26 protein-coding genes are annotated in these 25,791 nt (G+C 71.4%); 15 read left to right on the top strand and 11 right to left on the bottom strand.

Annotated features, from left to right (window positions below):
- The first annotated feature begins 84 nt into the window (after positions 1-84).
- A complete protein-coding gene (locus OHT76_RS40165; RefSeq protein WP_328875810.1) occupies positions 85-417 on the top strand; it encodes a PepSY domain-containing protein in 333 nt (110 codons plus the stop codon).
- Positions 418-441: 24 nt separating this feature from the next.
- Here the strand turns inward: OHT76_RS40165 and OHT76_RS40160 are convergent, their stop codons facing one another.
- Entirely contained in the window at positions 442-1,104 is a 663-nt protein-coding gene (locus tag OHT76_RS40160; RefSeq protein WP_328875809.1) for a TetR/AcrR family transcriptional regulator, read from the bottom strand.
- Between the two features lie 169 nt (positions 1,105-1,273).
- Between OHT76_RS40160 and OHT76_RS40155 the strand changes: the two genes are divergently transcribed.
- Positions 1,274-2,524, top strand: a complete 1,251-nt coding sequence (locus tag OHT76_RS40155) for a YncE family protein (RefSeq protein WP_328875808.1) — start codon at positions 1,274-1,276, stop codon at positions 2,522-2,524.
- On the opposite strand, the gene OHT76_RS40150 is transcribed toward OHT76_RS40155, so the two are convergent.
- From OHT76_RS40150 to OHT76_RS40130, 5 genes are read right to left on the bottom strand one after another with little or no spacing between them, the layout of a single operon-like run.
- Positions 2,525-3,712, bottom strand: coding sequence for a nucleotide disphospho-sugar-binding domain-containing protein (locus tag OHT76_RS40150; protein WP_328875807.1), 1,188 nt, complete (start codon positions 3,710-3,712; stop codon positions 2,525-2,527). It abuts the gene before it with no gap.
- Complete coding sequence (locus tag OHT76_RS40145) at positions 3,709-4,488, bottom strand: MerR family transcriptional regulator (protein ID WP_328875806.1); 780 nt, start codon at positions 4,486-4,488, stop codon at positions 3,709-3,711. Before OHT76_RS40145 ends, OHT76_RS40150 begins: the two co-directional genes overlap by 4 nt.
- Positions 4,489-4,547: 59 nt before the next feature.
- A complete protein-coding gene (locus OHT76_RS40140; protein ID WP_328875805.1) occupies positions 4,548-6,389 on the bottom strand; it encodes a cellulase family glycosylhydrolase in 1,842 nt (613 codons plus the stop codon).
- A gap of 21 nt (positions 6,390-6,410) precedes the next feature.
- Positions 6,411-6,662: a hypothetical protein gene (locus tag OHT76_RS40135; protein WP_328875804.1), complete on the bottom strand. Its 252-nt coding sequence runs from the start codon at positions 6,660-6,662 to the stop codon at positions 6,411-6,413.
- On the bottom strand, positions 6,659-8,629 hold the full coding sequence (locus OHT76_RS40130) for a translation factor GTPase family protein (RefSeq protein WP_328875803.1): 1,971 nt from the start codon (positions 8,627-8,629) through the stop codon (positions 6,659-6,661). The genes OHT76_RS40135 and OHT76_RS40130 overlap by 4 nt, the downstream gene beginning before the upstream one ends.
- Positions 8,630-8,865: 236 nt before the next feature.
- On the opposite strand from OHT76_RS40130, the gene OHT76_RS40125 reads away from it, so the two are divergent.
- The 9 genes from OHT76_RS40125 to OHT76_RS40085 are packed head-to-tail and all read left to right on the top strand — an operon-like array spanning position 8,866 to position 16,528.
- Entirely contained in the window at positions 8,866-9,336 is a 471-nt protein-coding gene (locus tag OHT76_RS40125) for a (2Fe-2S)-binding protein (RefSeq protein WP_328875802.1), read from the top strand.
- On the top strand, positions 9,333-11,693 hold the full coding sequence (locus OHT76_RS40120) for a xanthine dehydrogenase family protein molybdopterin-binding subunit (RefSeq protein WP_328875801.1): 2,361 nt from the start codon (positions 9,333-9,335) through the stop codon (positions 11,691-11,693). Before OHT76_RS40125 ends, OHT76_RS40120 begins: the two co-directional genes overlap by 4 nt.
- Positions 11,690-12,544, top strand: a complete 855-nt coding sequence (locus tag OHT76_RS40115; protein ID WP_328875800.1) for an FAD binding domain-containing protein — start codon at positions 11,690-11,692, stop codon at positions 12,542-12,544. The genes OHT76_RS40120 and OHT76_RS40115 overlap by 4 nt, the downstream gene beginning before the upstream one ends.
- 6 nt (positions 12,545-12,550) lie before the next feature.
- Positions 12,551-13,435, top strand: coding sequence for an AAA family ATPase (locus OHT76_RS40110; protein ID WP_328876735.1), 885 nt, complete (start codon positions 12,551-12,553; stop codon positions 13,433-13,435).
- A 2-nt stretch (positions 13,436-13,437) separates the two neighbouring features.
- Positions 13,438-14,535 (top strand): vWA domain-containing protein, encoded by a 1,098-nt coding sequence (locus OHT76_RS40105; RefSeq protein ID WP_328875799.1) that lies wholly within the window; start codon positions 13,438-13,440, stop codon positions 14,533-14,535.
- On the top strand, positions 14,528-14,674 hold the full coding sequence (locus tag OHT76_RS40100) for a hypothetical protein (RefSeq protein ID WP_328875798.1): 147 nt from the start codon (positions 14,528-14,530) through the stop codon (positions 14,672-14,674). The genes OHT76_RS40105 and OHT76_RS40100 overlap by 8 nt, the downstream gene beginning before the upstream one ends.
- Positions 14,667-14,813, top strand: coding sequence for a hypothetical protein (locus OHT76_RS40095; RefSeq protein ID WP_328875797.1), 147 nt, complete (start codon positions 14,667-14,669; stop codon positions 14,811-14,813). The genes OHT76_RS40100 and OHT76_RS40095 overlap by 8 nt, the downstream gene beginning before the upstream one ends.
- Positions 14,806-15,909 carry an XdhC family protein gene (locus OHT76_RS40090; protein ID WP_328875796.1) on the top strand — a complete coding sequence of 368 codons (1,104 nt, stop codon included), beginning with the start codon at positions 14,806-14,808 and terminating at the stop codon, positions 15,907-15,909. Before OHT76_RS40095 ends, OHT76_RS40090 begins: the two co-directional genes overlap by 8 nt.
- Positions 15,910-15,919: 10 nt before the next feature.
- Positions 15,920-16,528, top strand: coding sequence for an SRPBCC family protein (locus OHT76_RS40085; RefSeq protein ID WP_328875795.1), 609 nt, complete (start codon positions 15,920-15,922; stop codon positions 16,526-16,528).
- On the opposite strand, the gene OHT76_RS40080 is transcribed toward OHT76_RS40085, so the two are convergent.
- The gene (locus OHT76_RS40080) at positions 16,525-17,025 is read right to left on the bottom strand and encodes a metallophosphoesterase family protein (protein WP_328875794.1); all 501 of its coding nucleotides are present in this window, start codon (positions 17,023-17,025) and stop codon (positions 16,525-16,527) included. The two genes, OHT76_RS40085 and OHT76_RS40080, sit on opposite strands and share 4 nt — an antisense overlap.
- Positions 17,026-17,138: 113 nt before the next feature.
- Between OHT76_RS40080 and OHT76_RS40075 the strand changes: the two genes are divergently transcribed.
- From OHT76_RS40075 to OHT76_RS40060, 4 genes are all read left to right on the top strand, one after another.
- On the top strand, positions 17,139-19,061 hold the full coding sequence (locus OHT76_RS40075; RefSeq protein WP_328875793.1) for a glycosyltransferase family 2 protein: 1,923 nt from the start codon (positions 17,139-17,141) through the stop codon (positions 19,059-19,061).
- Positions 19,062-19,065: 4 nt separating this feature from the next.
- A complete protein-coding gene (rfbC, locus tag OHT76_RS40070) occupies positions 19,066-19,662 on the top strand; it encodes a dTDP-4-dehydrorhamnose 3,5-epimerase (RefSeq protein WP_328875792.1) in 597 nt (198 codons plus the stop codon).
- Between the two features lie 97 nt (positions 19,663-19,759).
- Positions 19,760-20,983, top strand: coding sequence for a cytochrome P450 (locus tag OHT76_RS40065; RefSeq protein WP_328875791.1), 1,224 nt, complete (start codon positions 19,760-19,762; stop codon positions 20,981-20,983).
- A gap of 29 nt (positions 20,984-21,012) precedes the next feature.
- A complete protein-coding gene (locus OHT76_RS40060; RefSeq protein ID WP_328875790.1) occupies positions 21,013-22,089 on the top strand; it encodes a methyltransferase in 1,077 nt (358 codons plus the stop codon).
- Here OHT76_RS40060 and OHT76_RS40055 read toward each other — a convergent pair whose 3' ends face one another.
- The 4 genes from OHT76_RS40055 to OHT76_RS40040 are packed head-to-tail and all read right to left on the bottom strand — an operon-like array spanning position 22,090 to position 25,782.
- On the bottom strand, positions 22,090-22,890 hold the full coding sequence (locus OHT76_RS40055) for a class I SAM-dependent methyltransferase (protein WP_328875789.1): 801 nt from the start codon (positions 22,888-22,890) through the stop codon (positions 22,090-22,092). It lies immediately after the preceding gene.
- Entirely contained in the window at positions 22,887-23,750 is an 864-nt protein-coding gene (gene rfbD, locus OHT76_RS40050; protein WP_328875788.1) for a dTDP-4-dehydrorhamnose reductase, read from the bottom strand. The genes OHT76_RS40055 and rfbD overlap by 4 nt, the downstream gene beginning before the upstream one ends.
- Positions 23,747-24,718, bottom strand: a complete 972-nt coding sequence (rfbB, locus tag OHT76_RS40045) for a dTDP-glucose 4,6-dehydratase (RefSeq protein WP_328875787.1) — start codon at positions 24,716-24,718, stop codon at positions 23,747-23,749. Before rfbB ends, rfbD begins: the two co-directional genes overlap by 4 nt.
- Positions 24,715-25,782, bottom strand: coding sequence for a glucose-1-phosphate thymidylyltransferase (locus OHT76_RS40040; protein ID WP_328875786.1), 1,068 nt, complete (start codon positions 25,780-25,782; stop codon positions 24,715-24,717). Before OHT76_RS40040 ends, rfbB begins: the two co-directional genes overlap by 4 nt.
- Positions 25,783-25,791: the final 9 nt, after the last annotated feature.

The raw sequence follows: 25,791 nt of genomic DNA, 5'->3' as shown, positions 1-25,791 counted from the left end.
GTTCAGCGAGCGGAGCGCATCCTGGAAGCGCAGGTCGGACCGTACGACAGGGCGGCACCGCACCGCGCGGCACAGGGAGTGGACATGAAGCGCAAGGGCAAGTGGATCGTCGCGGGCGTGGCCTCGGCCGCACTCATCGGCGGCGGCACCGGAATCGCCCTGGCCACGGTCGGCGGGGACGACTCCGAGACGGAGAAGCCCATCACGGGCAGCGCGCTGGAGCGGGCGAGCGCCGCCGCGCTGGAGCACACCGGTGGCGGCAAGGTCACCGACACCGAGGTCGGCGACGAAGAGGGCTATTACGAGGTCGAGGTCACCCTCGGCAGTGGCAAGCAGACCGACGTCCACCTCGACAAGGACTTCAAGGTCCTCAGCAGCGTGGCGGACGACGAGAGCGAGAAGAACGACAACGACTGACCCCGGCGGGGCCCGGAACCGTCGTCAGGGGGCGGTGAGCCGCGGCCCCGCCGGATGGAGGATGCCCAGGAGGAGGCGGACGAGTTCGTCGACGACCTCATCGAGGGTCGCGTCCACCCAGCCGGCGCTCCAGTCGTGCAGCAGCCCGTTGACGCTGCCGATGAACGCGGTCGCGCTGAGACGGTAGTCGTGCGGCGCCGCCTCCCCACGGGCGACCGCGGACGCCACCTCGCTGCAGACGAGGTCGACCCAGCGGGCGCGGCGGGCGAGGCGCTGCTCCTCCAGGCGGGGGCTGACGCCGATGATCTCGACGAAGGTGATGCGGACGCGGCGCGGGTCGGAGGTGACGTTCGCGGCGTACGCGCGGAAGATCACGGCGGCGCGCTCGGCGAGCGGCAGGCCCTCCGCGTCGGCCGCCGCAGCCAGGACGGCCTCCTCCGCCCACCCGTTGACCTGGAGGTGGAGGGCCGCGAGGACGTCCTCCAGGGTGCGGAACTCCTCGTAGAACTGGCGCGTCGAAAGGCCGGCCGCCTCGCTGAGCGCCGCGACGGTGGTGGCGCGGTAGCCGGGGGTGTCCCCGAAGAGCTGGAGCGCGGCGTCCAGGAAGCGGCGATGGCGATCGGCCTTGCGTTCCTCCGCCGACTTGCCGCCGTAGCGGCCGGTCGGCGCCCTGAGCCTGCCCGCCAACGTCCCTCCTCTCCTCAGCTGTTCGCCATTTTGTCGTGTACGCAGTCTTGTGGAGAAGGGCCATCGCTCCTTACTTTCCAGTAAGTCAAACTCTGAACGACCCCGTATTCAGATTCCAGCTTGGCATGCACACGCCATACACCCCTCGCCGCCCTAGGAGAGCGCACTCATGCCTGTCATCAGAACCAGGCACCTCTGTGCCGTCGCCGCCGCCCTCGCCCTGACCGTCACCGCTCCCGCGACCGCCGCCTCGGCGGCCCCCGACGCCGCCGCCCTGCGCGAGGTGCTGTTCGTCGGCAACAACTGGGACGGGACCGCCGATGTCATCCGCTCCAGCGGTGACTTCGCGAAGATCGGGCGGATCAACGTCATCCCCGACAAGGACCAGCGGATGGCGGAGATCAACGCCGATCCGATCAAGTGGATCTACTTCATGGCGATCCGCAACAGCGTCGGCGAGGGCCACGACCAGTTCGTCGACGACATGTACTCCACGCCGGACGGCTCTTCGGTGGTCGTCTCCCGGCCGAGCTTCGCCGACGTCGTCTCCATCGACCTGGCCACCGGGGCCATCAACTGGCGCTTCCCCGTGTCGGGTTACCGCTCCGACCACATGGCCGTCTCCCCCGACGGCAAGCGGGTCGCGGTATCGGCCTCGACCTCCAACACCGTGCATGTGCTGGACATCGTGTCCGGGAAGGAGCTCGGCAAGTTCGCCACCGGCGACAAGCCGCACGAGAACATCTTCACGCAGGACGGCAAGTACATCTACAACATGGGCATCGGCGATGTGAACACACAGACCGACGCCCCCTGGCTGGACTGGACGAAGGGCAACCGGTACATCACGGTCGTCGACGCGACCACGTATCAGCGGGTCAAGGTCATCGACATGCGGCAGCGACTCGACGCGATCGGCCTCACCGACTACTCCGACGCGGTCCGCCCCGCCGTGTTCTCGCCGGACGAGTCCAAGCTGTACTTCCAAGTCTCGTTCTTCAACGGCCTCTTCGAGTACGACCTCGCCACCGACAAGATCGTCCGCACCAAGACCCTGCCGAAGAACCCGGCGACCAGCGACGACCGCACCACGTTCGTCAACGACTCGCGCCACCACGGCATTTCGATGAGCCCCGACGGCCGCAAGCTGTGTGTCGCGGGCACGATGGACGACTACGCGACCGTGGTCGACCGCGCCACCCTCCAGGAGGGCCCCCTGGTCACCGCCGCCAAGCCGTACTGGGCGACGGTCAGCGGCGACGGCAAGTCCTGCGTGGTCTCCGAGAGCGGCACCGACCAGGTCACGGCCATCGACTTCGCCACCGGGCAGAAGCAGGTGTCGGTCCCGGTCGGCGACCATCCCCAGCGCGTCCGGCTCGGCCATGTCGAGTCCGACTGGACCTCCCCCGCGGGCGGCTGATCAGGTCAGGGCCTTCACCGCCGCGCCCACGCCGTCCTCGGTCGCCATGTGCTGTGCGGCTTCCGTGACGGCGCGGGCGTAGGCCTGCCGGCGCACGACCTCGCGCAGCGCCTCCGCCAGCCGCTCTTCGGTGAGGGCCGCGAAGGGGATCGGCGCGGCGGCGGCGCCGAGCGCGGCGAGCCGACCGGCCCAGAAGGGCTGGTCGGCCGCCACCGGGACCGGGACGGCGGGGACTGCGGCGCGCAGCGCGGCGGCGGTGGTGCCCGCGCCCGCGTGGTGGACGACGGCGGCCAGGCGCGGGAACAGCAGCGCGTGCGGTACGTCGCCGATGGTGAGGATGTCGTCGCCCGCGGGGCCGTCCATCTGCAGGACCCCACGCAACCCGGCACGCCTGAGCGCCCCCACCGCGATCTCGCTCAGCCGCTCCCCAACGCCGCCCGCCATGCTCCCGAACCCGATGAACACCGGCCGGGGCCCGGCGGCCAGGAAGTCCTCCAGCTCGGTGGGCAGCGCGGCGCCGGCAGCGACGTACGGCTCCCAGGTGCCGACGACGTCGAGGCCGGGCCGCCAGTCGGCCGGGCGGGGCACGAGAGCCGTGCTGAAGCCGTACAGGACGGGCCAGTTCGCCTGTTCCTGCCGCCTGCGCATCGCGGCGGGCGCGAGAGGCGGCAGGCCCAGGCGGTCACGGAGGTCGGTGACGCCCTGCCGGTAGACGCGGTCGGCCATGCGCAGCGCGAAGCGTCCCGCCGTACGGTTGCCGAGGCGGCCCAGCGAGCGCTCGCCCATGACGACGGGTGGGAAGTCGCCGGTCGGGTGGGCCGGTACGACATAGGCCCCGGCGGTCCGCACGCCCGTGGCCTCGGCCAGCTGCCAGCCGAGCGGGGCGGTGGTGGCCGACAGCAGGAGCAGGTCCGTGTCCGGGGCCAGCACCTCGGCGAAACCCTGCCCCAGCTCGGTGACGAAGGCGGACGCGGCGCGCATCAGTTCCCGCTTGTCCGAGACGTCGCCGTGGGGTTCGGGGCGACTGGGCAGGCTACGGAACCCCAGTCCCGCCGCCCGGGCCAGGGGTGCGAAGGCGTCCGTCGTGGCGAGGGCGACCTCGTGCCCGGCCTGTCGCAGGGCGGCGCCGAGTCCGGTGTAGGGCGCGACGTCGCCGCGTGATCCGGCAGCGGCGATCAGGATCCTCATTCGGTCACCGCCCGGCGTGCCGCGTTCGCGTGAACGGCCTTGCACAGATAGGCCGCCAGCCCCGGCCGCTGCTGGGACGGCGGGACGACCAGCGCGAAGGCCCGCGGATCGGCGGCGAAGTCGTCCGCGATACGGCCATGCATGTCCGGCGGGCAGGTGGTGAACCAACGGGCGATGTGCAGCCGGTGCTCCTCGGCGAGGTCCATGGCCCGCTCCCCGTCCGCCGGTTCCCCCTCGTCGAAGGCGGCGAGGAGTTCCCCGCGCCAGGCCGCGGCCTGGCCCATGAGCTGCCGCCAGTCCTCCTTGCTGTGGGCGGCGGCGCGGGCCATCGACTCCCGCTGCCCGCCGGAGTCCTGCCACTTGAGCTGCGCCTCGGTGGCATAGCTGAGGTCGAAGCTGATCTCGCCGAAGACCTCGAAGCGCTCCTCGGGGGTGAGGGACACCCCCGTCTGCTGGACCTCGATGGCCTGCTCGGCAACCTCGGTCAGCCGCTGGAGACGGCCGATCTCCTCGCTCAACTGCCGTAGCCGGGACCGCAGATACACTACGGCGTTGGCCTGCGGGTCCTTGAGGATCTCGGCGATCTCGTCGAGGGAGAAGCCGAGTTCGCGATAGAAGAGGATCTGTTGGAGCCGGGCCAGGTCGCTGTCGCTGTACAGCCGGTAACCGGCGCCGCTGCGGCCACTGGGCGAGAGCAGTCCCGCCCGGTCGTAGTGGTGCAGCGTGCGCACGGTGACCCCGGCGAAGGACGAGACCTGCCCCACGGAGTAACTCATTCACCTGCCCTTTCGTCGGGATACAGCGTGCAGCCTGACGTAAGGGGAGGGTCAAACGGTCACTGTCCGGCGGCCCATGCCGTCAGCTCGGAGCGGGCCGCGGCCAGCAACTCGGCCGACGGGGACGAGGCCCCGTTGGTCACCAGCGCATAATGCAGCGCGCCGGAGTCCGTGTCGGTGAGCAGCAGTCGGCGACTGCCGGTGCCGCCGGGTTCGGGGGCCACGGCGACGGGGGTCGTCGAGGTGTACGACGGCGGGGAGTACGCCGTGCCCAGGTCGGAAACGACCGTCGTGGAACCGGTCGGGAAGGACGCGGGGAGGTGGAGTTCGGTCGGCGCCGAGGCGCTGTTCGAGCGCCACATCAGTAGGCCGTACTGGCCGGTGCCGACCAGGCGGGACACATTGGGCAGGGAGCTGGGCACCGGGTTCCAGGTCAGGGTCGTGGAGCCGTCGCGGGAGCGGTCCTCGTAGGTGAAGGCGAGGTTCGTGCCCGAGGTCGCGCTCGGGTAGACGCGGTCCAGGAGGCGGGCGTCCTGGCGCAGGGCGGGGGTGCCCGAGTCGTCGAGGCGTACGGCGGAGAGGTCCTCGTCGTTCCATGCGTCCCCGGCGGTGAGCACCTTGTCGGGGTTGCCGTTCATCAGCTCGTGATGGCGGCCGTTGTAGATGTCCCACTGCCACTGACTGCCGGACAGCACCGGCCCCGAGCCCGACGGGTTCGACCACCAACTCGCCCCCTTCACCCGGGAGTCGAGGGCCTGGTACATCGCCTTCAGGACGGTCGGGGCCTTGTCGGAGACCGAGCCGGCCAGCGGATGCCCGAACTCGCTGACGATCGCCGGGGTCCGGGTCGCCGCCGCCCGGTCGCGGACCGTGCCGAAGTCACCGGCGTACTGCCCGTCCTCGGCCTTGCCCCACATGAAGATCCCGGAGATGGCCTTCTGGTCGTAGAAGTGGGTGTTGAAGACATAGCGCGGTCCGAGCTGACCGGCGTCGAGCAGGCCGCCCTCCTGCTTCTGGAAGTCGAGGTTGGCGTTCCAGAAGAGGTTCGGCTCCACAAAGGCGGGCTTGTCCTGCCAGCCTGCCGCGTCCATGCGCGCCCGGAACTTCACATAGAAGGGCCACAGGACGTCCTTCTCCCAGGCCCGGCTGGTCTGGCCGGAGTCGTAGACGCCCGCGTGGGGTTCGTTGTACGGGTCGAAGCCGACGATGCCCGCGAACCGGTCGGCGGTGAGGTTCTGTTTGAGGTACATCATCGTCTTCTGGGCGGTGTCGAGGAACGAGTCCTGCAGACCGTAGGTGTTGTGCCAGAAGTCGTACGACGCCTGCGTCACGGCCGCGTTCGAGGTGATGTTCTGGCCCCAGAAGGGGCAGATCCCGCAGTACTCGTCCGGGTAGTCACCGAGGTCCACCGCCCACTTGGGGGCGCCGTCGCCGGTGTACCAGCTGTCCGCGTCGAAGAGCCAGCGGGAGTAGAGGTCCTGGTGGAAGTCGGGGTAGACGCGGATGCCGGCGTCGAGGAAGGCGCCGATCTGGGCGGTGGCGGCGGACAGGTAGGCGGTGTTCACCTGGCCGCGGACGGGTTCGGCGTAGGCCCAGGAGAGCAGGAAGCGGACGGAGTTGCCGCCACCTAGGGCGCGCAGCGCGGTCGCGGACTTCCTCGCGTCGGCGACCGAGGCGAAGGGCAGGCCGTTGTTCTCGGCGAGCTTGGTCTCGCCGGAGACGTTGTAGCCGCGCAGGACGACCTCGCGGCCGTGGCCGTCGATGAAGCGGCCGTCGGACACGGTGAGCGCCGTGCCGTCGAAGGGGAGGGTCGCGGCGGTGGCGGGTGGGGTTCCCGCCACCGTCAGGGATCCGAGAAGGACAACCAGAACAGCGAGCAGACGTGCCCGAATATTCGGCATGTCCACTACAGTCCGGTGATTTCAGGACACCGTCAACACTCCTGACTCACAAGTAAGTTCATTCTCGGCCACCACGTCGAACTCACTCCTTCGCAGCGCCTCCCCCTCGCCGCGCGCGTCGCCGAGCTGCGCGTAGAGCCGTGCGGCGCGCTCGAAGAGCTCCAGTTCCCGCACGTCCTCGACGCGCTCCTCCAGGAGGCGGGCATGCACGACCCGGCCACGGGTCAGCGCGAGATCCGCCTCGACCTCGTCGAGCGCCGGGTCGGCGGTCAACTCCCCACTCTGCGCGTCACGTTCAGCAGGTACTCCTTGCGGTTGAGCGGGTTGTGGTCGGTGCGCGATCGCTCGGGGACCGTGCCGCGGGTGACCGGCGCGTAGTGGTCGAAGGCGCTCTCCAGCTCGCCCTCGCCGCGGGTGAGGCCGGGCAGCTTCTGCTCCAGGGCGTGCACCCGGGCCGCGGGTACGGCGCCGTCCAGGACACAGGTCGTACCCCGGGTCTCGGTGGCCCCCGGTACCGCTCCGAGCCCGGCCAGCACCGGCAGCAGGGCGCCGAGGGTGTCGGCCGGTGCCTCGATGCGGAAGCGGTGCATCGGCTCGTACACCTGGGTGCCCGCCCGGCGCAGCGCCTCGATGAGGACCAGCGGGGTCAGACCGCGGAAGTCGTAGCCGGTGCTGGACATGCTCTTGTCGAAGCCCTGGTGGGCGTGGCTCTGCCGCGGCCAGTAGCCGCTGTGGGTCATGGTGACCGCGCAGTCGGTGACCCGCCAGCCGTGCAGGCCCTGGCCGAGAGTCTCGCGCACGGTGTCCTCGACGGCTTTGAAGAAGGCGTACGGCATCGAGCCGAGTTCGACCTCCAGACGGAACTCCACGCCGGATCCGACGGGCGCCGGGTCGACGCGCAGGCCGACCGTCGCCAGGAAGGGGTTCGGGTCCTTCTTGATGAACTCGGCCGACGCGCCCGTCCCGACCGGCCGTTCGATGCACAGCGGTGTGGTCGCGCGGAAGGAGACGTCCAGCCCGAACTCGTCGGCGAGCGTGGCCTGGACGACCTCCTTCTGCACTTCGCCGTAGAGGGAGACGGAGGTCTCCCGGCGCACCTCGTCGTGGCGCAGACCGATCAGCGGGTCCTGTTCGGCAAGTTGGGTGAGCGCGACGTGGAGGGCCCCCGGAGCCGTGCCGGGGCCGGGGACGACGACCGTCTCCAGGGTCGGCGGGGCGAAGAAGTGGCCGTCCGGCTTGCGGGGTACGCCGAGCGCGTCGCCGATCCTGATGTCGGCCAGGCCCCACAGCTTGGCGATCCGGCCCGCCGGGACCGTGTCGCGGCGGACGTCGGTGCCGTGCTCGAAGACGCTGACCGCGGTGACCTTGCCTTCCTGACGGGCGTCACCGAACACCACGGGGACACGGACGCCGAGAGCTCCCGAGAACATCCGCGCGTAGGCGATCTTCTCCCCCGCCGGACCCCGCTCGACCTTGAAGACGGTGCCCGAGACCGGCCCCCCGGGGTCTCCGTCGGCGGCGGGCAGTAGCTCCTTGATGCCGCTGATCAGCGTGTCCACGCCCGCTCCGGTGACGGCCGAGCCGAAGTACACCGGGTGGACGAGGCACTGCCGGGTCTGCTCGACGAGGGCGGTGCGCAGGCGGTCGTAGGAGACCGTGTTCTCGACGTACGCGGTGAGCAGGTCGTCGTCGTGGTCGGCGAGCACATCGAGCGCGGACGGGCCGAGTCCGGGGGTGAACGCGGCCTCGCGGGTGCCGAGCCCGGTGGTGCGGCCCATCGGCGCGACGGCGATGCCGAGGCGCCGGGTGAGCGCCCCGAGGAGGTCCTGCTCCCGTGCCCCGCGCCGGTCGATCTTGTTGACGAAGATCAGGGTGGGGATGCGCAGCCGGCGCAGCGTCCGCATCAGGACCCGGGTCTGCGCCTGGACCCCCTCGACGGCGGAGACGACGAGGACGGCCCCGTCCAGGACGCCGAGCACCCGCTCCACCTCGGCGATGAAGTCCGGGTGACCGGGGGTGTCGATGAGGTTGACCGTCACATCGTCGACCGGGAAGGAGACCACGGCGGACTTGATGGTGATCCCGCGCCGGCGCTCCAGCGCGAGGGTGTCGGTCCGGGTGGTCCCGGCGTCGACGCTGCCGATCTCGTCGATGACGCCGACCGAGTGCAGCAGCCGCTCGGTCAGGCTGGTCTTACCGGCGTCGACATGGGCGAGAATTCCGAGGTTGAGCAACGGCACGAAGCGTCATGTCCTTCATTGAGGGGGTCATTCCTTCCTGGGGGGACATGAACGCAGTTCGCATAGCTGCTCCTCGGCGGGTGACAACGGGTCCCGAGGAGTGCAGCAGGACGGGCCACGCACGCGCAATGGATTAACGCTCAACGAACCCCGCCGCAGCACTCGCCGCCTCCCCGGCGCCGCCATAGAGTGACGTACATCACGTTCGGCCGACGATTCCCCTCTCTGGAGGGCCCATGACCCACATCACGGTGAAGGTGGACGGCACGACGTACGAGGACGAGGTGGAGCCCCGTCTCCTTCTGATCCACTACCTGCGCGACCGGCTCGGACTCACCGGCACCCCGATCGGCTGCGACACCTCGAACTGCGGGGCCTGCACGCTCGACCTCGACGGCGAGAGCGTCAAGAGCTGCTCGGTGCTCGCCGTCCAGGCGGACGGGGGTGAGGTCACCACGGTGCAGGGGCTCGCCCAGGACGGGGAGTGGACCGGGCTGCAGCGCGCCTTCCACGAGCGGCACGCCCTGCAGTGCGGTTACTGCACCCCGGGCATGATCATGGCGGCGCGCGATCTGCTGCGCGAGAACCCGCATCCCACCGCCGACGAGGTACGGCAGGGCCTGGAAGGGAACCTCTGCCGGTGCACCGGCTACCAGAACATCGTGCGGGCCGTCCTGGCCGCCTCCGAAGAGGAGGTCACGGCATGACCGAGACGGTGGAGCGCGAGGTCGGCCGCGCCCGGCCCCGCAAGGAGGACGCCCATCTGATCACCGGGCAGACCACCTGGACCGACAACATCGACGTGAACGGACTGCTGCACTTCGCGCTGCTGCGCAGCCCGATGGCGCACGCCCGCATCGAGCGCCTCGACGTCTCCCCCGCCCTCGAACGCCCCGGCGTCGTCGCCGCGTTCAGCGGCCGGGACCTCGCCGAGGGCCTGGCCTCCATGCCCTGCGTCTGGCCGGTGACCGAGGACATCGTGATGCCCGACCACCCGCCCATCGCCGTCGACGAGGTCCGCCACGCGGGCGACCCGGTCGCCGTCGTCGTGGCCCGCGACCGGTACACGGCCGCCGACGCCCTGGAGGCCATCGAGGTCGACTACGACCCCCTGCCCCCGGTACTCGACCTGGAGGAAGCCCTCGCCGAGGACGCCCCGCTGGTCCACTCCGACAAGGGCACCAACCGCTGCTACACCTGGCCGCTGAAGACGGGCGAGGACTTCGACGCCGTACGACAGCGCGCCGAGGTGACCCTCAAGCGCCGCTACCACCAGCAGCGGCTCATCCCCAACGCCATGGAGCCGCGCGCGGTCGTGGTCACCCCGATCGCCGCCTCCGGCGAGTACACGCTGTACTCCTCGACCCAGATCCCGCACATCCTGCGCATTCTGATGGCCATGGTCACCGGAATCCCCGAGAACAAGCTGCGGGTGATCGCCCCGGACGTCGGCGGCGGCTTCGGCTCCAAGCTCCAGGTGTACGGCGAGGAGGCCATCGCCCTCGCCGTCGCGCGGCGCCTCGGCCGGCCGGTGAAGTGGACCGAGTCCCGCTCCGAGGGCTACCTGGCCACCCACCACGGCCGCGGCATGATCCAGGACATCGAGATCGCCGCGAACCGCGACGGCAAGCTCCTCGGGCTCAAGGTCGACCTGCTCGTCGACATGGGCGCCTACCTGATGCTGATCACACCGGGCACCCCACTCCTCGGGGCCTTCATGTACCCGGGGATCTACAAGATGGACGCCTACGACTTCACCTGCACCGGCGTCTTCACCACCCGGACCCCGACCGATGCCTACCGCGGCGCCGGACGCCCCGAGGCGACCTTCGCCATCGAGCGGACCATGGACGAGCTGGCGGCCGAACTCGGCCTGGATCCGGTGGAGTTGCGGCGCCGGAACTGGATCCGGCACGAGGAGTTCCCGTACACCGCCATCGCGGGCCTGACCTACGACAGCGGCAACTACGAGGCGGCGACGGCGAAAGCACTGGAGCTGTTCGACTACGACAAGCTCCGTGCCGAGCAGTCCGACCGCAACGACCGCGCGGACACCGTACGCCTCGGCATCGGTGTGTCGACGTACACCGAGATGTGCGGCCTCGCGCCGAGCCGGATCCTCAGGGATCTGCGGTATGTGGCCGGCGGCTGGGAGGCGGCGAGCGTCCGGATGCTGCCCACCGGCAAGGTCGAGGTGGTCACCGGCACCAGCCCGCACGGCCAGGGACACGCGACCTGCTGGAGCCAGATCGCGGCCGATGTGCTGGGCGTGCCCTTCGACGACGTCGAGGTGGTGCACGGCGACACCAAGGCGGCCCCGCAGGGCATGGACACCTACGGCTCGCGGTCGCTGGTGGTCGGCGGTCTGGCCGTGCACCACGCGGCGCGCAAGGTGGTGGACAAGGCCCGGAAGGTGGCCGCCCATCTGCTCGAAGCGAGCGAGAACGACCTGGAGTTCACCGACGGCGTCTTCTCCGTGAAGGGCTCCCCCGAGGCGCGCAGGACCATCCAGGAGGTCGCCTTCGAGACCTTCTCCTCGCACGATCTGCCCGACGGCATGGAACCCACCATCAACGCCGAGCACCTGCTCGACCCGGACACCTTCTCCTACCCGCACGGCACCCATCTGTGCGCGGTCGAGGTCGACACCGAGACCGGGCAGAGCAGGATCCGTTCGTACGTCTGCGTCGACGACATCGGCAAGGTGATCAACCCGATGATCGTCGAGGGCCAGGTGCACGGCGGGCTCGCGCAGGGCATCGCGCAGGCGCTGTACGAGGAGGCCGTGTACGACGAGGACGGCAACCTGATCTCCGGCACGATGGCCGACTACCTCGTCCCGTCGGCACCGGACCTGCCCGAATTCGTCACGGACCGCACGGAGACACCGGCGACCTCGAACGCCCTGGGCGTCAAGGGAGTCGGCGAGGCCGGGACCATCGCCTCCACACCCGCCGTCGTCAACGCGGTCATCGACGCGCTACGGCCGCTGGGCGTCGAGGACGTCCGTATGCCCTGTACCCCCGAGCGGGTCTGGAAGGCCATCGAGGAGGCTCGGTCATGATTCCTCCGGCATTCGACTACGCCCGTCCGACGAGCGTCGACGAGGCGGTGCGCGCGCTCGCCGACGGCGGCGAGGACGCCAAGGTGCTGGCCGGCGGGCAGAGCCTGCTGCCGCTGCTGCGGATGCGCCTCGCCTTTCCCGAACTGGTCGTGGACGTCGGTCGCGTCCCCGGTCTGAGCGGGGTGCGCGAGGACGGCGACGCCCTGGTCATCGGCGCCATGACCACCCATCACGAGGTGATCGGGGATCCGCTGGTCCGTCGGCACGCCGGTCTGCTGGCCGCCGCCACGGCGACGGTCGCCGATCCCGCCGTGCGGCATCGCGGCACCCTCGGCGGCTCGCTCGCGCACGCCGATCCGGCCGGGGACCTGCCCGCCGTGGTGCTTGCGATGGACGCGGAGCTGGTGGCCCAGGGGCCCGGCGGCAAGCGCACCATCCCGGCGCGGGAGTTCTTCGTCGACTACCTGCAGTCCTCTTTGGCGCCCGACGAGTTGCTCACCGAGGTGCGGGTGCCGAAGGCGGACGGCTGGGGCTTCCACTACGAGAAGTTCCACCGGGTCGCGCAGTCCTGGGCGATCGTCGGCGTGGCCGCGCTGGTGCGGCGGGACGACGGGCGCATCGCCGAGGCGCGGGTCGGGCTGACCAATATGGGCTCCACGCCACTGCGTGCCTATGCCTCCGAGGAGGCCCTGGCCGGCGCCGGGGACGCCGATGCGGTGGCGCGGGCGGCCGAGGAGGCGGCCGACGGCACACGGCCCGCCCAGGACACCAACGCCTCGCCCGAGTACCGGGCGCATCTGGCCCGGGTGCTCACCAGGCGGGCGGTGCTGACCGCCGCCGGAATGGGGTGAGGGGCGATCACGGACTTCGAAGGGCCGGAACAGGTGCGGGCCCGCCTGGAGGAGACGGGGTACCTCGTCGACGAAGGGCTGGCCGTGGCCTGTTTCCTGGCCCTGAGGCTGCACCGGCCGCTGTTCTGCGAGGGCGACGCGGGCGTCGGCAAGACGGCGCTCGCGTCCGCCTTCGCCGAGGCCCTCGACGCCCCGCTGATCCGCCTCCAGTGCCACGAGGGCATCGACGCCTCGCAGGCCCTGTACGACTGGGACTTCCCGCGCCAGCTGCTGCATCTGCGGGCCGCCGAGGCGGCCGGGGTCACCGACGCGGCCCGGCTCGAGGGCGAGCTGTACGACCGGCGCTTCCTCGTCGCCCGGCCGCTGCTCAAGGCGCTGGAGACGCAGCCGTCGGTGCTGCTGGTCGACGAGATCGACCGGGCGGACGACGAGTTCGAGGCGTTCCTGTTGGAGCTGCTGTCGGAGTTCTCGGTGACGATCCCGGAGCTCGGCACCCTGCGCGCGGAGGTGCCTCCGGTGGTCGTGCTGACCTCCAATCGCACCCGTGAGGTGCACGACGCGCTGAAGCGGCGCTGCCTGTACCACTGGTTCGACCATCCGGACTTCGCCCGCGAACTGGCCATCGTGCGCAGACGGTTGCCCGGGGTGTCGGCGCGCCTCGCGGAACAGGTCACCGCGCTGGTCCAGGCCCTGCGCACGCATGACCTCCTCAAACCGCCGGGCGTCGCCGAGACGATCGACTGGGCCGAGGCCCTGGACGCGCTCGGCGCGAACGAGGTGGACGCCGAGCTGGCGGTGACCACGCTGGGTTCGGTGCTGAAGTACCGGGAGGACGCGGAGCGGGCCCGGGGGCTGGACTTGGCTGCGGTGCTCGCGGGGCGGGGTGCGTGACGATGCCCGGCGTCGACGCCGCGCTCCTCGGCTTCGCCCGCGCCCTGCGCGCGGCGGGCGTCGAGGCGAGTACGGAGCGGGTGCACGCGTTCCTCTCCGCGGTGGATGTCCTGCCGGCGGACGTCTACTGGGCGGGGCGGCTGACGCTGTGCGGGGAACGGGACGATCTGGAGCGGTACGACCGGGTGTTCGCGGCCTTCTTCGGCGGCACCGGGCAAGCCGCTCGGCGCCCGGTCACGGTCCCCCGCGCGCCCCGGCTGCGGCTCGTCGTACGGGATGCGGAAGGGGAGGCCCGTACGGCGCAGGCGCCGGACGCACCACCCGTGGCCGCCCTCGCCAGTACCTCCGAGGTGCTGCGCCACCGCGACTTCGCCCGCCTGAGCGGCGCCGAGCGCGAGCAGGTGCGCCGGCTGCTGGCCACGCTGGCGCTGCGGGGCGAGGTACGGCGGTCCGCGCGGCGGCGTCCTGCTCGGCGCGGGGAGGTCGATCCGCATCGCACGGTCCGGGAGCTGCTGCGGCGCGGCGGGGAGCCCGCGCGGCTGCTCCGGTACGCCCGGACGGAGCATCCGCGCCGGGTGGTGCTGCTCGTGGACGTCAGCGGCTCCATGGCGCCGTACGCGGACGCGCTGCTGCGCTTCGCGCACGCGGCCGTGCGCGGGGCCCGTACGGAGGTGTTCACGATCGGGACACGGCTGACCCGGGTCACGCGGGAGCTGTCGCATCGGGACCCTGACCTCGCGATGGCCGCGGTCGCGTCGGCGGTGCCGGACTGGCGTGGGGGTACCCGGCTGGGTGAGCTGCTGGGCGTGTTCCTGGAGCGCTGGGGACAGCGCGGTATGGCGCGCGGTGCGATCGTGGTGGTGCTGTCCGACGGCTGGGAGCGCGGCGACCCGGAGCTGCTCGCGGAACGAATGCGCCGCCTGCACCGCCTGGCCCACCGGGTGATCTGGGCCAACCCGCTCAAGGCCCGCCCCGGTTACGCCCCCTTGGCGGCCGGGATGGCGGCGGCCCTGCCGAGCGTGGACGCGTTCGTCGAGGGCCACAGCCTCGCGGCGCTGGAACGCCTGGCGGCCGTGGTGAGAGGAGCCGAGGATGCGTGACGTACTGCCGGTGCAGGGGAACGGGTACGCGGCCTCGATGGCCGCGGCGCCGCCGAGTGTCGACGCGCCCGCCCCAAGCCACAGCCTCGCGGCCCTGAAGCACTTGGCCGCGGCGGTGAGAGGAGCCGACGATGCGTGACGTACTGCCGGTGCAGGGGAACGAGTACGCGGCCTCGATGGCCGCGGCGCCGCCGAGTGTCGACGCGCCCGCCCCAAGCCACAGCCTCACGGCCCTGAAGCACTTGGCCGCGGCGGTGAGAGGAGCCGACGATGCGTGACGTACTGCCGGTGCTGCGTGGCTGGTACGCGGCCGGGTCGCCGTTCGGGCTTGCCACCGTCGTTGCGACGAGCCGCAGCGCGCCGCGTGATCCGGGGGCCGCGATGGCCGTGGGGCCGGGTGACGAGGTCGTGGGCAGTGTGTCGGGCGGCTGTGTCGAGGGGGCGGTGTTCGAGCTGGCCCAGGAGGTGGTGGCGAGCGGCGAGGCGCGCGTGGAGACCTTCGGGTACAGCGACGAGGACGCGTTCGCGGTGGGGCTCACCTGCGGCGGCGAGATCACCCTCCTCGTACGTCCGGTGACGGCCGCCTCCGACCCTGCCTTCGGCGCGGTCGCCGAGTCCGTCGCCGCCGGTGAGCCGGTCACCGTGGCGTCGGTGGCCGACGGACCCGCGCCACGCGGCGCGACCCTCGCGGTCTGGCCCGACCGGGTCCTCGGCACGCTGGGCGCGGCGGGCCTGGACGCGGCGGTCACCGCCGACGCGCGCGGCGAACTCGCCCTCGGCGTCACGGAACTGCGCCACTACGGGCCGCACGGCGAGCGCCGTGAGGACGCCGTCGCCGTCTTCCTGCACTCCTTCGCGCCGCCGCCGCGGATGCTGGTCTTCGGCGCGATCGACTACGCGGCCGCCGTCGCCCGGATCGGCGACTTCCTCGGCTACCGGGTCACCGTCTGCGACGCCCGCCCGGTCTTCGCCACGCCCAAACGCTTCCCGGAGGGCGTCGAGGTGGTCGTCGACTGGCCGCACCGCTACCTGAACGGCACCGACACCGACAACCGCACGGTGATCTGCGTCCTCACCCACGACCCGAAGTTCGACGTGCCGCTGCTGGAGGAGGCCCTGCGCAGGCCGGCCGCGTACATCGGGGCGATGGGCAGCCGCCGTACCCATGACGACCGGATGCGACGACTGGCCGCGGCCGGGCTCACCGGGGCCGAACTGTCCCGGCTGCGCTCGCCGGTCGGGCTCGACCTCGGGGCCCGTACGCCCGAGGAGGTCGCCGTGTCGGTCGCCGCCGAGATCGTCGCCCTGCGCTGGGGCGGCACCGGCGCCCCGCTGACGGCGACCGCCGGCGCCATCCATCCACGGGGAGCGTGAGGAGAAAGTCATGGAACTGCGCCACGAGTTCACCGTGCCCGTACCGGTCGACGACGCCTGGCGGGCGCTCCTCGACATCGAGCGGGTCGCGCCCTGTCTGCCAGGAGCGAGCGTGACGGACTACGACGGCAAGACGGTGACCGGATCGGTGAAGGTCAAGGTGGGCCCGGTGACCCTGACGTACAAGGGCACCGGGGTGTTCGAGGAGCGGGACGAGCAGGAGCACCGGATGGTGCTGAGCGCGAGCGGTCGGGAGGCCCGCGGGCAGGGCACCGCGCGGGCCACCGTGACCGGCACACTCACCGAAGGCGACGACGGTACGGCGGTCACCGTGCTCACCGATCTGTCGGTGACCGGGCGTCCGGCGCAGTTCGGGCGGGGGCTGCTGTCGGAGGTGGGCGACCGGCTGGTCTCGCAGTTCGCCGAGTGCCTGGCCGAACGCCTCACCGGGCCGGAGCCGGAGCCTGAGACGGCACCGGCGACCTCGGCACCCGAGGAGACCGCGCCCCTCGATCTCGCCCGCACGGCCGCCCTCCCCGTCGCCCGACGGGTGGGCCCACCGCTGGCGGCCGCCCTGCTGGTTCTGGTCGCCTGGCGGTGGCGGCACAGGAGGCGCTAGCGGAGTGGCAGGCGGTGCAGTTCCACGTCCGTGAGGCCGCCGTCGGCGACCGAGGCGGTGAGGTACGTGCAGTGCGGCTGGCGGCGCCGGTCGGTCGGGGAGCCCGGGTTGAGCAGGCGCAGACCGGACGGGGCGGAGGTGTCCCACGGGATGTGGCTGTGCCCGAACACCAGGACGTCCAGGTCGGGGAAGCGCGCGGCACACCGCACCTCGCGGCCGGCCGCCGGGCCCGTCTCGTGGACCACGCCGAAACGCAGGCCGCCTAGCTCCGCACGGGCCACTTCGGGGAGGCGGGCCCGCAGCTCGGGGCCGTCGTTGTTGCCGTACACGGCGATCAGCCGGCGGCTGCGGCTCTCCAGCAGATCGAGGGTGGCCGTGTCGACCCAGTCACCGGCGTGGATCACCACGTCGGCGTGCGGGAGTTCGGCGAGGAGCTGGTCGGGAAGTGCGCGGGCGCGCACGGGGAGGTGGGTGTCGGACATCAGCAGCAGACGCACTCCGCCAGGCTACGGGCACCGGCCTGGGCGGAGGTGGCAAGCGACGGGGAGCGGGTTAGCATCGGGCGAGACCCATACAAGGCAGGCGACGACCCGAGGGGACTTCGAGCGCGATGCCGGTCAAGGTCAGCGTCATCGTTCCCGTGTACAACCCGGGGGCGTACATCGAGGACTGCATCTCCTCGCTGCTGCGGCAGTCCCTGCCCCCGGACGAGTACGAAGTGATCTTCGTCGACGACGGCTCCACCGACGACACGCCGGGCCGGCTGGACGAGCTCGCCGCCGAGGACCCCCGGGTGACCGTCGTGCACCAGGAGAACTCGGGCTGGTCGGGCAAGCCCCGCAACGTCGGCGTCGCCGCCTCCCGCGGCGAGTACGTGATGTTCGTGGACAACGACGATCACCTCGGTGACGAGGCGCTCGAGCGGATGTACGACTACGGCGTGGCCAACGGCGCCGATGTCGTCGTAGGAAAAATGGCAGGTCAGGGCCGCGGGGTGCCGGTGGAGCTGTTCCGTCGCAACCATCCGCGGGCCACGGTGGAGAGCGCGCCGCTGATCGACAGCCTCACCCCGCACAAGATGTTCCGGCGCGCCTTCCTGGACCGTATCGGCCTGCGCTTCCCCGAGGGCAAGCGGCGCCTTGAGGACCATGTCTTCGTCACCGAGGCGTTTCTGCGGGCGGACAACGTCTCGGTGCTCAGCGACTACGTCTGCTACTACCACGTCCGCCGGGACGACGCCGCCAACGCGGGCTTCCAGCGCTTCGACCCCGTCGGCTACTTCAAGAACCTGCGCGAGGCCCTGGACGTCGTCGAGCGGTACACCGAGCCGGGGGCGGTGCGCGACCGGCTGTTCCGCCGCTGGCTGCGGGTGGAGATGGTCGAACGGATGCGCGGCAAGCGGCTGCTGGCCATGCCCGCCGACTACCGCAAGGAGATGTTCCGGGAGATCCACTCCGTCGTCGTCGAGCGGTTCGGGCCCGGTGTGGCGGCCGGTCTTCAGCCCACCCAGCAGGTGGTGGCGGCGCTGATCGCCGCGGACCGGTACGGCGATGTGGAGGCGTTCGCCGAGTGGGAGGCGGGCGTCGTCCTCAAGGCCGTTCCGGAGGGCCTGGAGTGGGAGGACGGCACGCTGCGGGTGTCCTTCGCCGCGGAGTACCACTCCGGCGGGGCGCCGCTGACGTTCGGCGCCACCGGCGGCGGCGATCCACTGCAGGCCCCGCCGAAGGACGTCACCGAGGCCATCGCCTGGGTGGGCGCCGACACCGTTGCCCGGTTCGGCTCCGCGACCGCGGACCTGCTGCTGCGCCAACGCTCCAATGCCGCCCAGTACTTCCAGCCGGTGCAGTTCACCCGGGAGACCGTGCCGACCGAGGACAGGGGGCGGTTCCGGCTGGTGCTGCGGGCCACGGCCACCGTGGACCCGGCGCAGGCGGCCGGCGACGCTCCCCTGGCCGGGCTGTGGGACGCCGTGGTCCGGGTGAAGCTGGGCGGCTGGACCAAGGAGTGCCGGCTCGCGCTTGTGCCGCGCACCGAGCGCCCGATGGCGTACGCCGGTGTCGTCGCCGGGCGTGTGGTGCTGCCGTACTGGACCGCCCGGCACCTCACGCTCGCCCTGGACGTCGACCGCGCGAGCCGGAACCTCGGGCTCGGGCGGGTCGCCCTGGAGGAGGTCACCGTCGCGCACGACCGGCTCAGCGCCCCGATGCCGTTGTACGTGCCGGGCGACACGGACGTGCTGCTGCGGCTGACCGCGCGGGGCAAGGAACTGGACGCCGCCGCCACGCTCTCCCCCGTGCCCGACGGATCCGGGGCCCTGCTGACGGCCGCGCTGCCCGCCCTGGTGATGGGCGGGACGACCTGGCGGACCTCCCTGGTCCCGGTCCCGGACGCCGCCGAACCGCGGCTGCTGGCACTGCCGTTCGCGCTGCGCGCCGGGGCGCACGGCGTGCAGGTGCGCCGCACGCCCCGCCCCAGCGTGCTGCGCCGACTGGTACGCAAGGCGAAGGCCCTGCTCAGGGCTCCACGGAGGTGATGGAGTGCGCGCACTGGGGATCGACGGTGCCTGGGTGCTGGAGCCCAAGGTCTTTCCGGACGACCGGGGCAGCTTCCACGAGTGGTACCGGGGCGAGGAGTTCCGCGAGGCCACCGGACACGACCTGACGCTCGCGCAGGCCAACTGCTCCGTCTCCCGGCGGGGCGTGGTGCGCGGCGTGCACTTCTCCGACGTTCCGCCCGGTCAGGCCAAGTACGTGACCTGTGTGCGCGGCGCCGTCCTGGACGTGGTGGTCGATCTGCGCACCGGATCCCCGGCGTTCGGGCAGTGGGAGGCGGTACGGCTCGACGACGACACCCGGCACGCGGTGTTCCTCGCCGAGGGCCTCGGGCACGCCTTCATGGCGCTCACCGACGACGCCACCGTCATCTACCTGTGCTCCACCGGCTACGCCCCGGACCGCGAGCACGGCGTGCACCCGCTCGACCCGGACCTGGGGCTGCCCTGGCCCGAGGGCATGGAGCCCGTGCTGTCCCCCAAGGACGCCGAGGCACCGCCCCTGGCCCAGGCGCTGCGCACCGGGCTCCTGCCGTCGTACGAGGACTGTGTCGCCCGCTACCGGTGGCTGCGCGGCGGCTGAGTACCGGCCCCTGACCGGAGTTCAAGCCTCCAGCGAGCCGTGCGCGGCATCGTCGGTGGCGGTGTGATGGCCCTTTCTCAGTGAGGAGACGGGCGCGATGACAAGCTCCATCGGCGAGTCGTACGACCCCCTCGGCGCGCATCTTCAAGACCCGTATCCCTTCTTCGCGCTGGCGCGGGAGCAGGAGCCGGTCTTCTACTCCGAGGTGCTGCGGGCCTGGGTGGTGACCCGGTTCGACGATGTGCGCACGGTGCTGCAGCGGCACGAGACGTTCTCCACGGCGAACGCCCTGCGCTCCCCGCTTCCGCTGCATCCGGACGCCCTCGCCGTGCTGGAGCGCGGCTTCCCGCCCTCCTCCGCCATCATCAACGTCAACGGCGACCGGCACCTGAAGGTGCGGGCCCCGCTCGCCAAGCGGCTCGGCACGGACGCGGTGGCCGTGATGGAGCCGGAGATCCGCAAGCGGGCGACGGCGCTCGTGGACGCCATGGCGGCGGACGGCTCGGCCGAGTTGATGAGCCAGTACGCGCGCGTGCTGCCCGTTGAGACCATCAGCGACATGTGCGGCATCGACGCGCAGGACCGGGCGATCATCCGGGACGGCGCCTATGCCTGCGTCGCGGTCATCACCGGCGGCGCCTCCCGCGAGGAAGAGGTCGGGGCGGCCGAGCTGTTCCTGGAGTTCCAGCAGGTCATGGCGCGCTATGTGCGCGAGCGCAGGGACCGGCCGGGCACGGACGCCTTCAGTGAGATCGCCGAGGTGCTCGCGCCCCCGGGACCCATCGACGACGAGCAACTCGCCGAACTCGTATGGACGTTCATCGGGCTGATCACCGCCGGGCACTCGACCACCACCGCCCTGCTGGGCAACGGACTGTGGCATCTGCTCTCCCACCCCGAGCAGTGGGAACTGCTGTGCCGGCAGCCTGAGCTGATCCCGGGCGCCGTGGAGGAGATCTCCCGCTACGACACCCCCGTGCACGCCTTCTTCCGGATGACCACGCGCGAAGTGAGCCTGGGCGGACGGACCCTGCCGGCGGGGGCCGACGTGGTGGCGCTCTACAGCGCGGCCAACCGGGACCCCGAGGAGTTCGACCAGCCCGAGACGTTCGACATCACCCGGCAGATGACCCGGCACCTGACCTTCGGCCACGGCGTGCACGCCTGTGTGGGCGCCCGGCTGGCCAGGCTCCAGCTCGCGGTGACGCTGGAGGCCCTGACCACCCGGCTCCCGGGGCTGCACCTGGTACCGGACAGCCCGGTCCGCATGGCCCGGCAGTTCGTCGACCACGCCCCCGTCGCCCTGCACGTCGCCTGGTGACGACGCCCGGCCCGAAGGGACACACGGCAGTGACCGACAGCGCATCGCACCCGACGGAGCACCGCCCGGCCACCGCGGCGGCCGGCGCCGAGGACCAGGCCCGGGCCCTGCGCCTGGTGCACGGCTACATGGCCTCCCAGGCGCTCGGCGCCGCCGTCCGCCTGAGCATCCCCGAAAGGCTGGCCGAGAGCCCGAAGAGCTGCGCCGAGCTGGCCGCGGCCACCGACACCGACCAGGACGCGCTGCGCCGTCTGCTGCGGGCCCTGGAAGCCCTGGGTCTGGTGGAACGCCCCGGCCGCACCGACCGGTTCGCGCTCACTTCCTTCGGCCAGGTTCTGCGGTCCGACGCCGACGCCCCGGCCCACGCGCTCGCCGATCTGTTCACCTCTGCGGCGGTGTGGCGGCCCTGGGGCGAGCTGCACCAGAGCGTGCGCACCGGCCGGACGGCGTTCGAGACGGTCTTCGGCATGCCGGCCTTCGCCTACATCGGCCGACAGCCGGAGCTGTCCGCCCTGTTCAACGCTGCGATGGCGGAGACCGCGCAGGGCGCGGCCGATGTGGTGGCGGCCGGCTACGACTTCTCCGGCTTCCCCACCGTCGTGGACGTCGGCGGCGGCAACGGCACCCTGCTCGCCGCCCTGTTGAGCGCGCACCCCGACAGCCGGGGCGTCCTCTTCGACACCCAGACCGGTGTGCGGGAGGCCGCCAAGGTGCTCGCGGAGGCCGGTGTCGCCGACCGCTGCGAGATCACCACGGGCGACTTCTTCACCGCCGTACCGGCCGGGGGCGACGCGTATGTCCTCAAGAGCGTCATCCACGACTGGGACGACGAGCTGGCGCGCACTGTGCTGCGGCGCTGTCGTGAGGCCATGCCCGAGCAGGCGAAGCTGCTCCTCGTCGAGCCGGTCCTGCCGGACGAGAACGGACCCGCGGCCGAGCTCAGCGTCGTCCTGAGCGATCTGAACATGCTGGTCATGGCCGGAGGCCGGGAACGCACCGCGGCGGAGTACGCCGCCCTGCTCGACTCGGCCGGACTCGAACTGACCGGTGTGGGCGATCCGCTGGCGCCCACGCACTTCCAGGTGCTGGAAGCGGTTCCCCGCTGATCAGCGGATGGTGAGCTCTTCCAGGAGGCGCCGCAGCGCTGGCCAGCCCCGGGAGCGCCGTACGCCGAGATTCCTGGCCCGGGCCAGCGGGCGCCACAGGCCCGCTTCCAGCAGGGTCTCGGGGTGGACGGCTCCGGTCCGTTCCAGGATCGTCTCGGGCACCTTCTGCGGGTCGGGCACGTCGTACTCGGCGACGATCTCGTCGTACTTGTCCCGCAGCACGGTGTTGTGCGGGTCGGCGCCGAACACGACGAGCTGTCCGGTGGGTTGGGTGTCGACGAGGACGGTGACCAGGTCGGGGCGGTGCCGGGCGAGGATCTCGGTGAGCTTGTAGACGTCTCCGGTCCAGGCGCCGGTGTGGCGGTCGCGGGCCGCCTCGTCGATGTTGCGCGGCAGCATGTCGTCGAAGACGATCACACTGGCCCAGTCGGAGTGCCGCTCGACGTTGATGAAGTCCCGCAGCGCGTACTCGAACAGGTGCATGCCGTCGATGAACGACAGGTCGAGGGTGGTGCGCCGCCAGTGGCCGAGCGGGCTGCGGCCGCGGCGCAGGTTGCGCACGGGATGGCGGCCGCCCTTGAGGTGGGCGAGGGGGTTGTCGCGGGCGAAGAAGTCGTCGCTGGTGGCCTTCACCAGGTGGACGTCGCAGCGGATCTCCGTGACCACCTTGAACGCGGGGTCGATCGCGATGCTGGGGACCCGGGACAGTCTGAGGCTGCGGCCGTCGTTGACGCCGATCTCCAGGTAGTTGCGGTTGGCGGTGACCTTGTGCAGTTCCTTCAGGAACTCGTGGCGTTTCACGAAGGGGACTCCTTGCGGATGCGGGGAAGTGCCTCGTGCAGGGCGGTGCGCCAGTCGCGCAGCGGCGGCAGGCCGAGCGTCTGCCAGCGGCCGTGTGCGAGGGCGCTGTACTGGGGGCGGGGTGCGGGCCGGGGGAAGGCCGCGCTGTCGGTGGGGCGTACCCGCTCGGGGTCGGCGCCGAGCAGCCGGAAGACCTCGCGGGCCAGCTCGTACCAGCTGGCCTCGCCCGAATTTGTGGCGTGCAGAACCCCGTTGGTGTCCGGGGCGAGGTCGGCGATACGGGCCGCGACGTCGGCGCTCCAGGTGGGCTGTCCGCGCTGGTCGTCGACCACGTCTACGGTGGGGCGGCTCGCCTCCAGGCCGATCATCGTGCGGACGAAGTTCGGGCCGTGGACGCCGTAGAGCCAGGCGGTGCGCACCACGGTGCTCGCCTCGGGGAGTTCCTCGCGTACGGCCTGCTCCCCGGCGAGTTTGGTGCGGCCGTAGGCGGTGCGCGGGGCGGGCGGATGGTCCTCGGGGTAGGGGGTGGTACGGGCTTGGCCGGAGAAGACGTAATCGGTGGAGACATGGATCAGCCGGGCGCCGTGGGCGGCGCAGGCGCGGGCCAGCAGGCGGGGGCCTTCGCCGTTGATGCGCAGGGCGGTGGCCTCGTCCTGCTCGGCGTCGTCCACGGCCGTGTAGGCGGCGCAGTTGACGACGGTCTCGGGCCGGTGCGCGGTGAACGCCCGCTCCAGGGAGGCGGGTTCGGTGATGTCCAGGGCGTGGTGGCCGAGGCCGGTCACCTCGGCGCCGCGCGCGCGGAGTTCGGCGACGACGTCGTGGCCGAGCATGCCGCCCGCGCCGGTGACCAGCCACCTCATGCGTGCTCCTCGGCCACCCGCCGCTTCAGCGGTTCCCACCAGGCGCGGTGGGCGCGGTACCAGTCGACGGTCTCGGCGAGCCCGGAGCGGAAGTCGTGCCGGGGCCGGTAGCCGAGTTCCTCGCGGGCCTTGCTCCAGTCGACGGAGTAGCGCAGATCGTGGCCCTTGCGGTCCGCCACATGGGTCACCCGGTCCCAGTCCGCCCCGCACGCCTCAAGGAGCAGTCCGGTGAGCTCCTTGTTGCTCAGTTCGGTGCCGCCGCCGATGTTGTAGACCTCGCCGGGGCGGCCCTGGGTGCGGACGAGTTCGACGCCGCGGCAGTGGTCGTCGACGTGCAGCCAGTCGCGGACGTTGAGGCCCTCGCCGTAGAGCGGGACCTGATGGCCGTCGAGGAGGTTGGTGACGAAGAGCGGGATGACCTTCTCGGGGAACTGGTGCGGGCCGTAGTTGTTGGAGCAGCGGGTGACCCGCACATCCAGGCCGTGGGTGTGGTGGTAGGCCAGGGCGAGCAGGTCGGAGGAGGCCTTGGAGGCGGAGTACGGGGAGCTGGGCCGCAGCAGGTACTCCTCGTCGGAGGAGCCGGAGTCGACCGAGCCGTACACCTCGTCGGTGGAGATGTGCACGAAGGTCGACACGCCGCCGCGCAGGGCGCCCTCCAGCAGGGTCTGGGTGCCGACGACATTGGTGAGCACGAAGTCGGACGCCCCGCTGATCGAGCGGTCCACATGGGACTCGGCGGCGAAGTGCACGACGTGGTCGGCCTGGGAGGTGAGCTTGGCGACGAGTTCGGCGTCGCGGATGTCGCCCTGCACGAACTCCAGGCGGGGGTGGTCGAGGGGGAGGTTGTCGAGGGATCCGGCGTAGGTCAGCTTGTCGAGCACGGTGATCGTCGGGCCGTCGGACCGCAGCAGCATGCGGACGTAGGCCGAGCCGATGAACCCGGCGGCGCCGGTGACGAGGACGTTCATGTGTGGATCTGCACCTTGCTGTGGTCGCCGAGGACGAATCGGTGGGCGCTGGGGACGTGGTGCGCCGGAGTCACCTCGGCGTGCCGGCCGATCAGGGAGGACTCGATGCGGCCGACGCCGGCGATCGAGGAGTCCCGCAGCACGATGGAGAACTCCAGCTCGCTGTCGGTGATGTGGCAGTTCTCGGCGATGGAGGTGAATGGGCCGACGTAGGAGTTGTCGACGACCGATCCGGCGCCGATGACGGCGGGGCCGACGATCCGGGAGTTGATGATCCGGGCGCCCTCCTCGACGACCACCCGGCCGACCGTCTCGGACAGTTCGTCGACCTCGCCGTCGATCCGCCGGTCGAGCCCCTCCAGGACCGTCCGGTTGACCTCCAGCATGTCGTCGACGTTCCCGGTGTCCTTCCAGTAGCCCTTGATGACCGTGCACCGGACGTCGGCGCGGGCGTCGATCAGGTGCTGGATGGCGTGGGTGATCTCCAACTCGCCGCGCCAGGACGGCTTGATGGCGCGCACCGCCGCGTGGATGGCGGGCGTGAAGAGGTAGACGCCGACCAGTGCGAGGTCGCTCTTGGGGTGCTCGGGTTTCTCCTCCAGGCCCACCACCTGTCCCGAGCCGTCGAGTTCGGCCACGCCGAAGGCGCGTGGGTCGGGGACGTGGGTGAGGAGGATCTGGGCGTCGGGGCGATGGTGGCGGAACTCCTCGACCAGGGCGCTGATGCCGCCGACGATGAAGTTGTCGCCGAGGTACATCACGAAGTCGTCGTCGCCGAGATAGTCCCGCGCGATCTGCACCGCATGGGCCAGACCGAGCGGGCGTTCCTGGGGGATGTAGGTGATCTGGAGACCGAACTTCGAGCCGTCGCCCACCGCGTCCTGGATTTCGGCGGCGGTGTCGCCGACGATGACGCCGACATCGGTGACGCCGGCTTCGGCGATGGATTCCAGCCCGTAGAACAGCACAGCCTTGTTGGCAACCGGCACCAGCTGTTTGGCCGAAGTGTGCGTGATCGGCCGCAGCCGTGTGCCGGCTCCGCCGGACAGCACGAGAGCCTTCATCTGGTTCAC

The organism is Streptomyces sp. NBC_00287, from assembly GCF_036173105.1.
Lineage (GTDB): Bacteria > Actinomycetota > Actinomycetes > Streptomycetales > Streptomycetaceae > Streptomyces.
This window is presented reverse-complemented; position numbering and strand designations above follow the sequence as displayed.

What these genes read in the sequence shown, in the direction of transcription:
- rfbB (WP_328875787.1), bottom strand. Translation starts at nt 24,718, where the DNA reads ATGAACGTCCTCGTCACCGGCGCCGCCGGGTTCATCGGCTCGGCCTAC.
- OHT76_RS40140 (WP_328875805.1), bottom strand. Translation starts at nt 6,389, where the DNA reads ATGCCGAATATTCGGGCACGTCTGCTCGCTGTTCTGGTTGTCCTTCTC.
- OHT76_RS40105 (WP_328875799.1), top strand. Translation starts at nt 13,438, where the DNA reads ATGCCCGGCGTCGACGCCGCGCTCCTCGGCTTCGCCCGCGCCCTGCGC.
- OHT76_RS40125 (WP_328875802.1), top strand. Translation starts at nt 8,866, where the DNA reads ATGACCCACATCACGGTGAAGGTGGACGGCACGACGTACGAGGACGAG.
- OHT76_RS40095 (WP_328875797.1), top strand. Translation starts at nt 14,667, where the DNA reads ATGCGTGACGTACTGCCGGTGCAGGGGAACGAGTACGCGGCCTCGATG.
- OHT76_RS40100 (WP_328875798.1), top strand. Translation starts at nt 14,528, where the DNA reads ATGCGTGACGTACTGCCGGTGCAGGGGAACGGGTACGCGGCCTCGATG.
- OHT76_RS40040 (WP_328875786.1), bottom strand. Translation starts at nt 25,782, where the DNA reads ATGAAGGCTCTCGTGCTGTCCGGCGGAGCCGGCACACGGCTGCGGCCG.
- OHT76_RS40065 (WP_328875791.1), top strand. Translation starts at nt 19,760, where the DNA reads ATGACAAGCTCCATCGGCGAGTCGTACGACCCCCTCGGCGCGCATCTT.
- OHT76_RS40150 (WP_328875807.1), bottom strand. Translation starts at nt 3,712, where the DNA reads ATGAGGATCCTGATCGCCGCTGCCGGATCACGCGGCGACGTCGCGCCC.
- OHT76_RS40075 (WP_328875793.1), top strand. Translation starts at nt 17,139, where the DNA reads ATGCCGGTCAAGGTCAGCGTCATCGTTCCCGTGTACAACCCGGGGGCG.
- OHT76_RS40145 (WP_328875806.1), bottom strand. Translation starts at nt 4,488, where the DNA reads ATGAGTTACTCCGTGGGGCAGGTCTCGTCCTTCGCCGGGGTCACCGTG.
- OHT76_RS40120 (WP_328875801.1), top strand. Translation starts at nt 9,333, where the DNA reads ATGACCGAGACGGTGGAGCGCGAGGTCGGCCGCGCCCGGCCCCGCAAG.
- OHT76_RS40165 (WP_328875810.1), top strand. Translation starts at nt 85, where the DNA reads ATGAAGCGCAAGGGCAAGTGGATCGTCGCGGGCGTGGCCTCGGCCGCA.
- OHT76_RS40085 (WP_328875795.1), top strand. Translation starts at nt 15,920, where the DNA reads ATGGAACTGCGCCACGAGTTCACCGTGCCCGTACCGGTCGACGACGCC.
- rfbD (WP_328875788.1), bottom strand. Translation starts at nt 23,750, where the DNA reads ATGAGGTGGCTGGTCACCGGCGCGGGCGGCATGCTCGGCCACGACGTC.
- OHT76_RS40155 (WP_328875808.1), top strand. Translation starts at nt 1,274, where the DNA reads ATGCCTGTCATCAGAACCAGGCACCTCTGTGCCGTCGCCGCCGCCCTC.
- OHT76_RS40090 (WP_328875796.1), top strand. Translation starts at nt 14,806, where the DNA reads ATGCGTGACGTACTGCCGGTGCTGCGTGGCTGGTACGCGGCCGGGTCG.
- OHT76_RS40115 (WP_328875800.1), top strand. Translation starts at nt 11,690, where the DNA reads ATGATTCCTCCGGCATTCGACTACGCCCGTCCGACGAGCGTCGACGAG.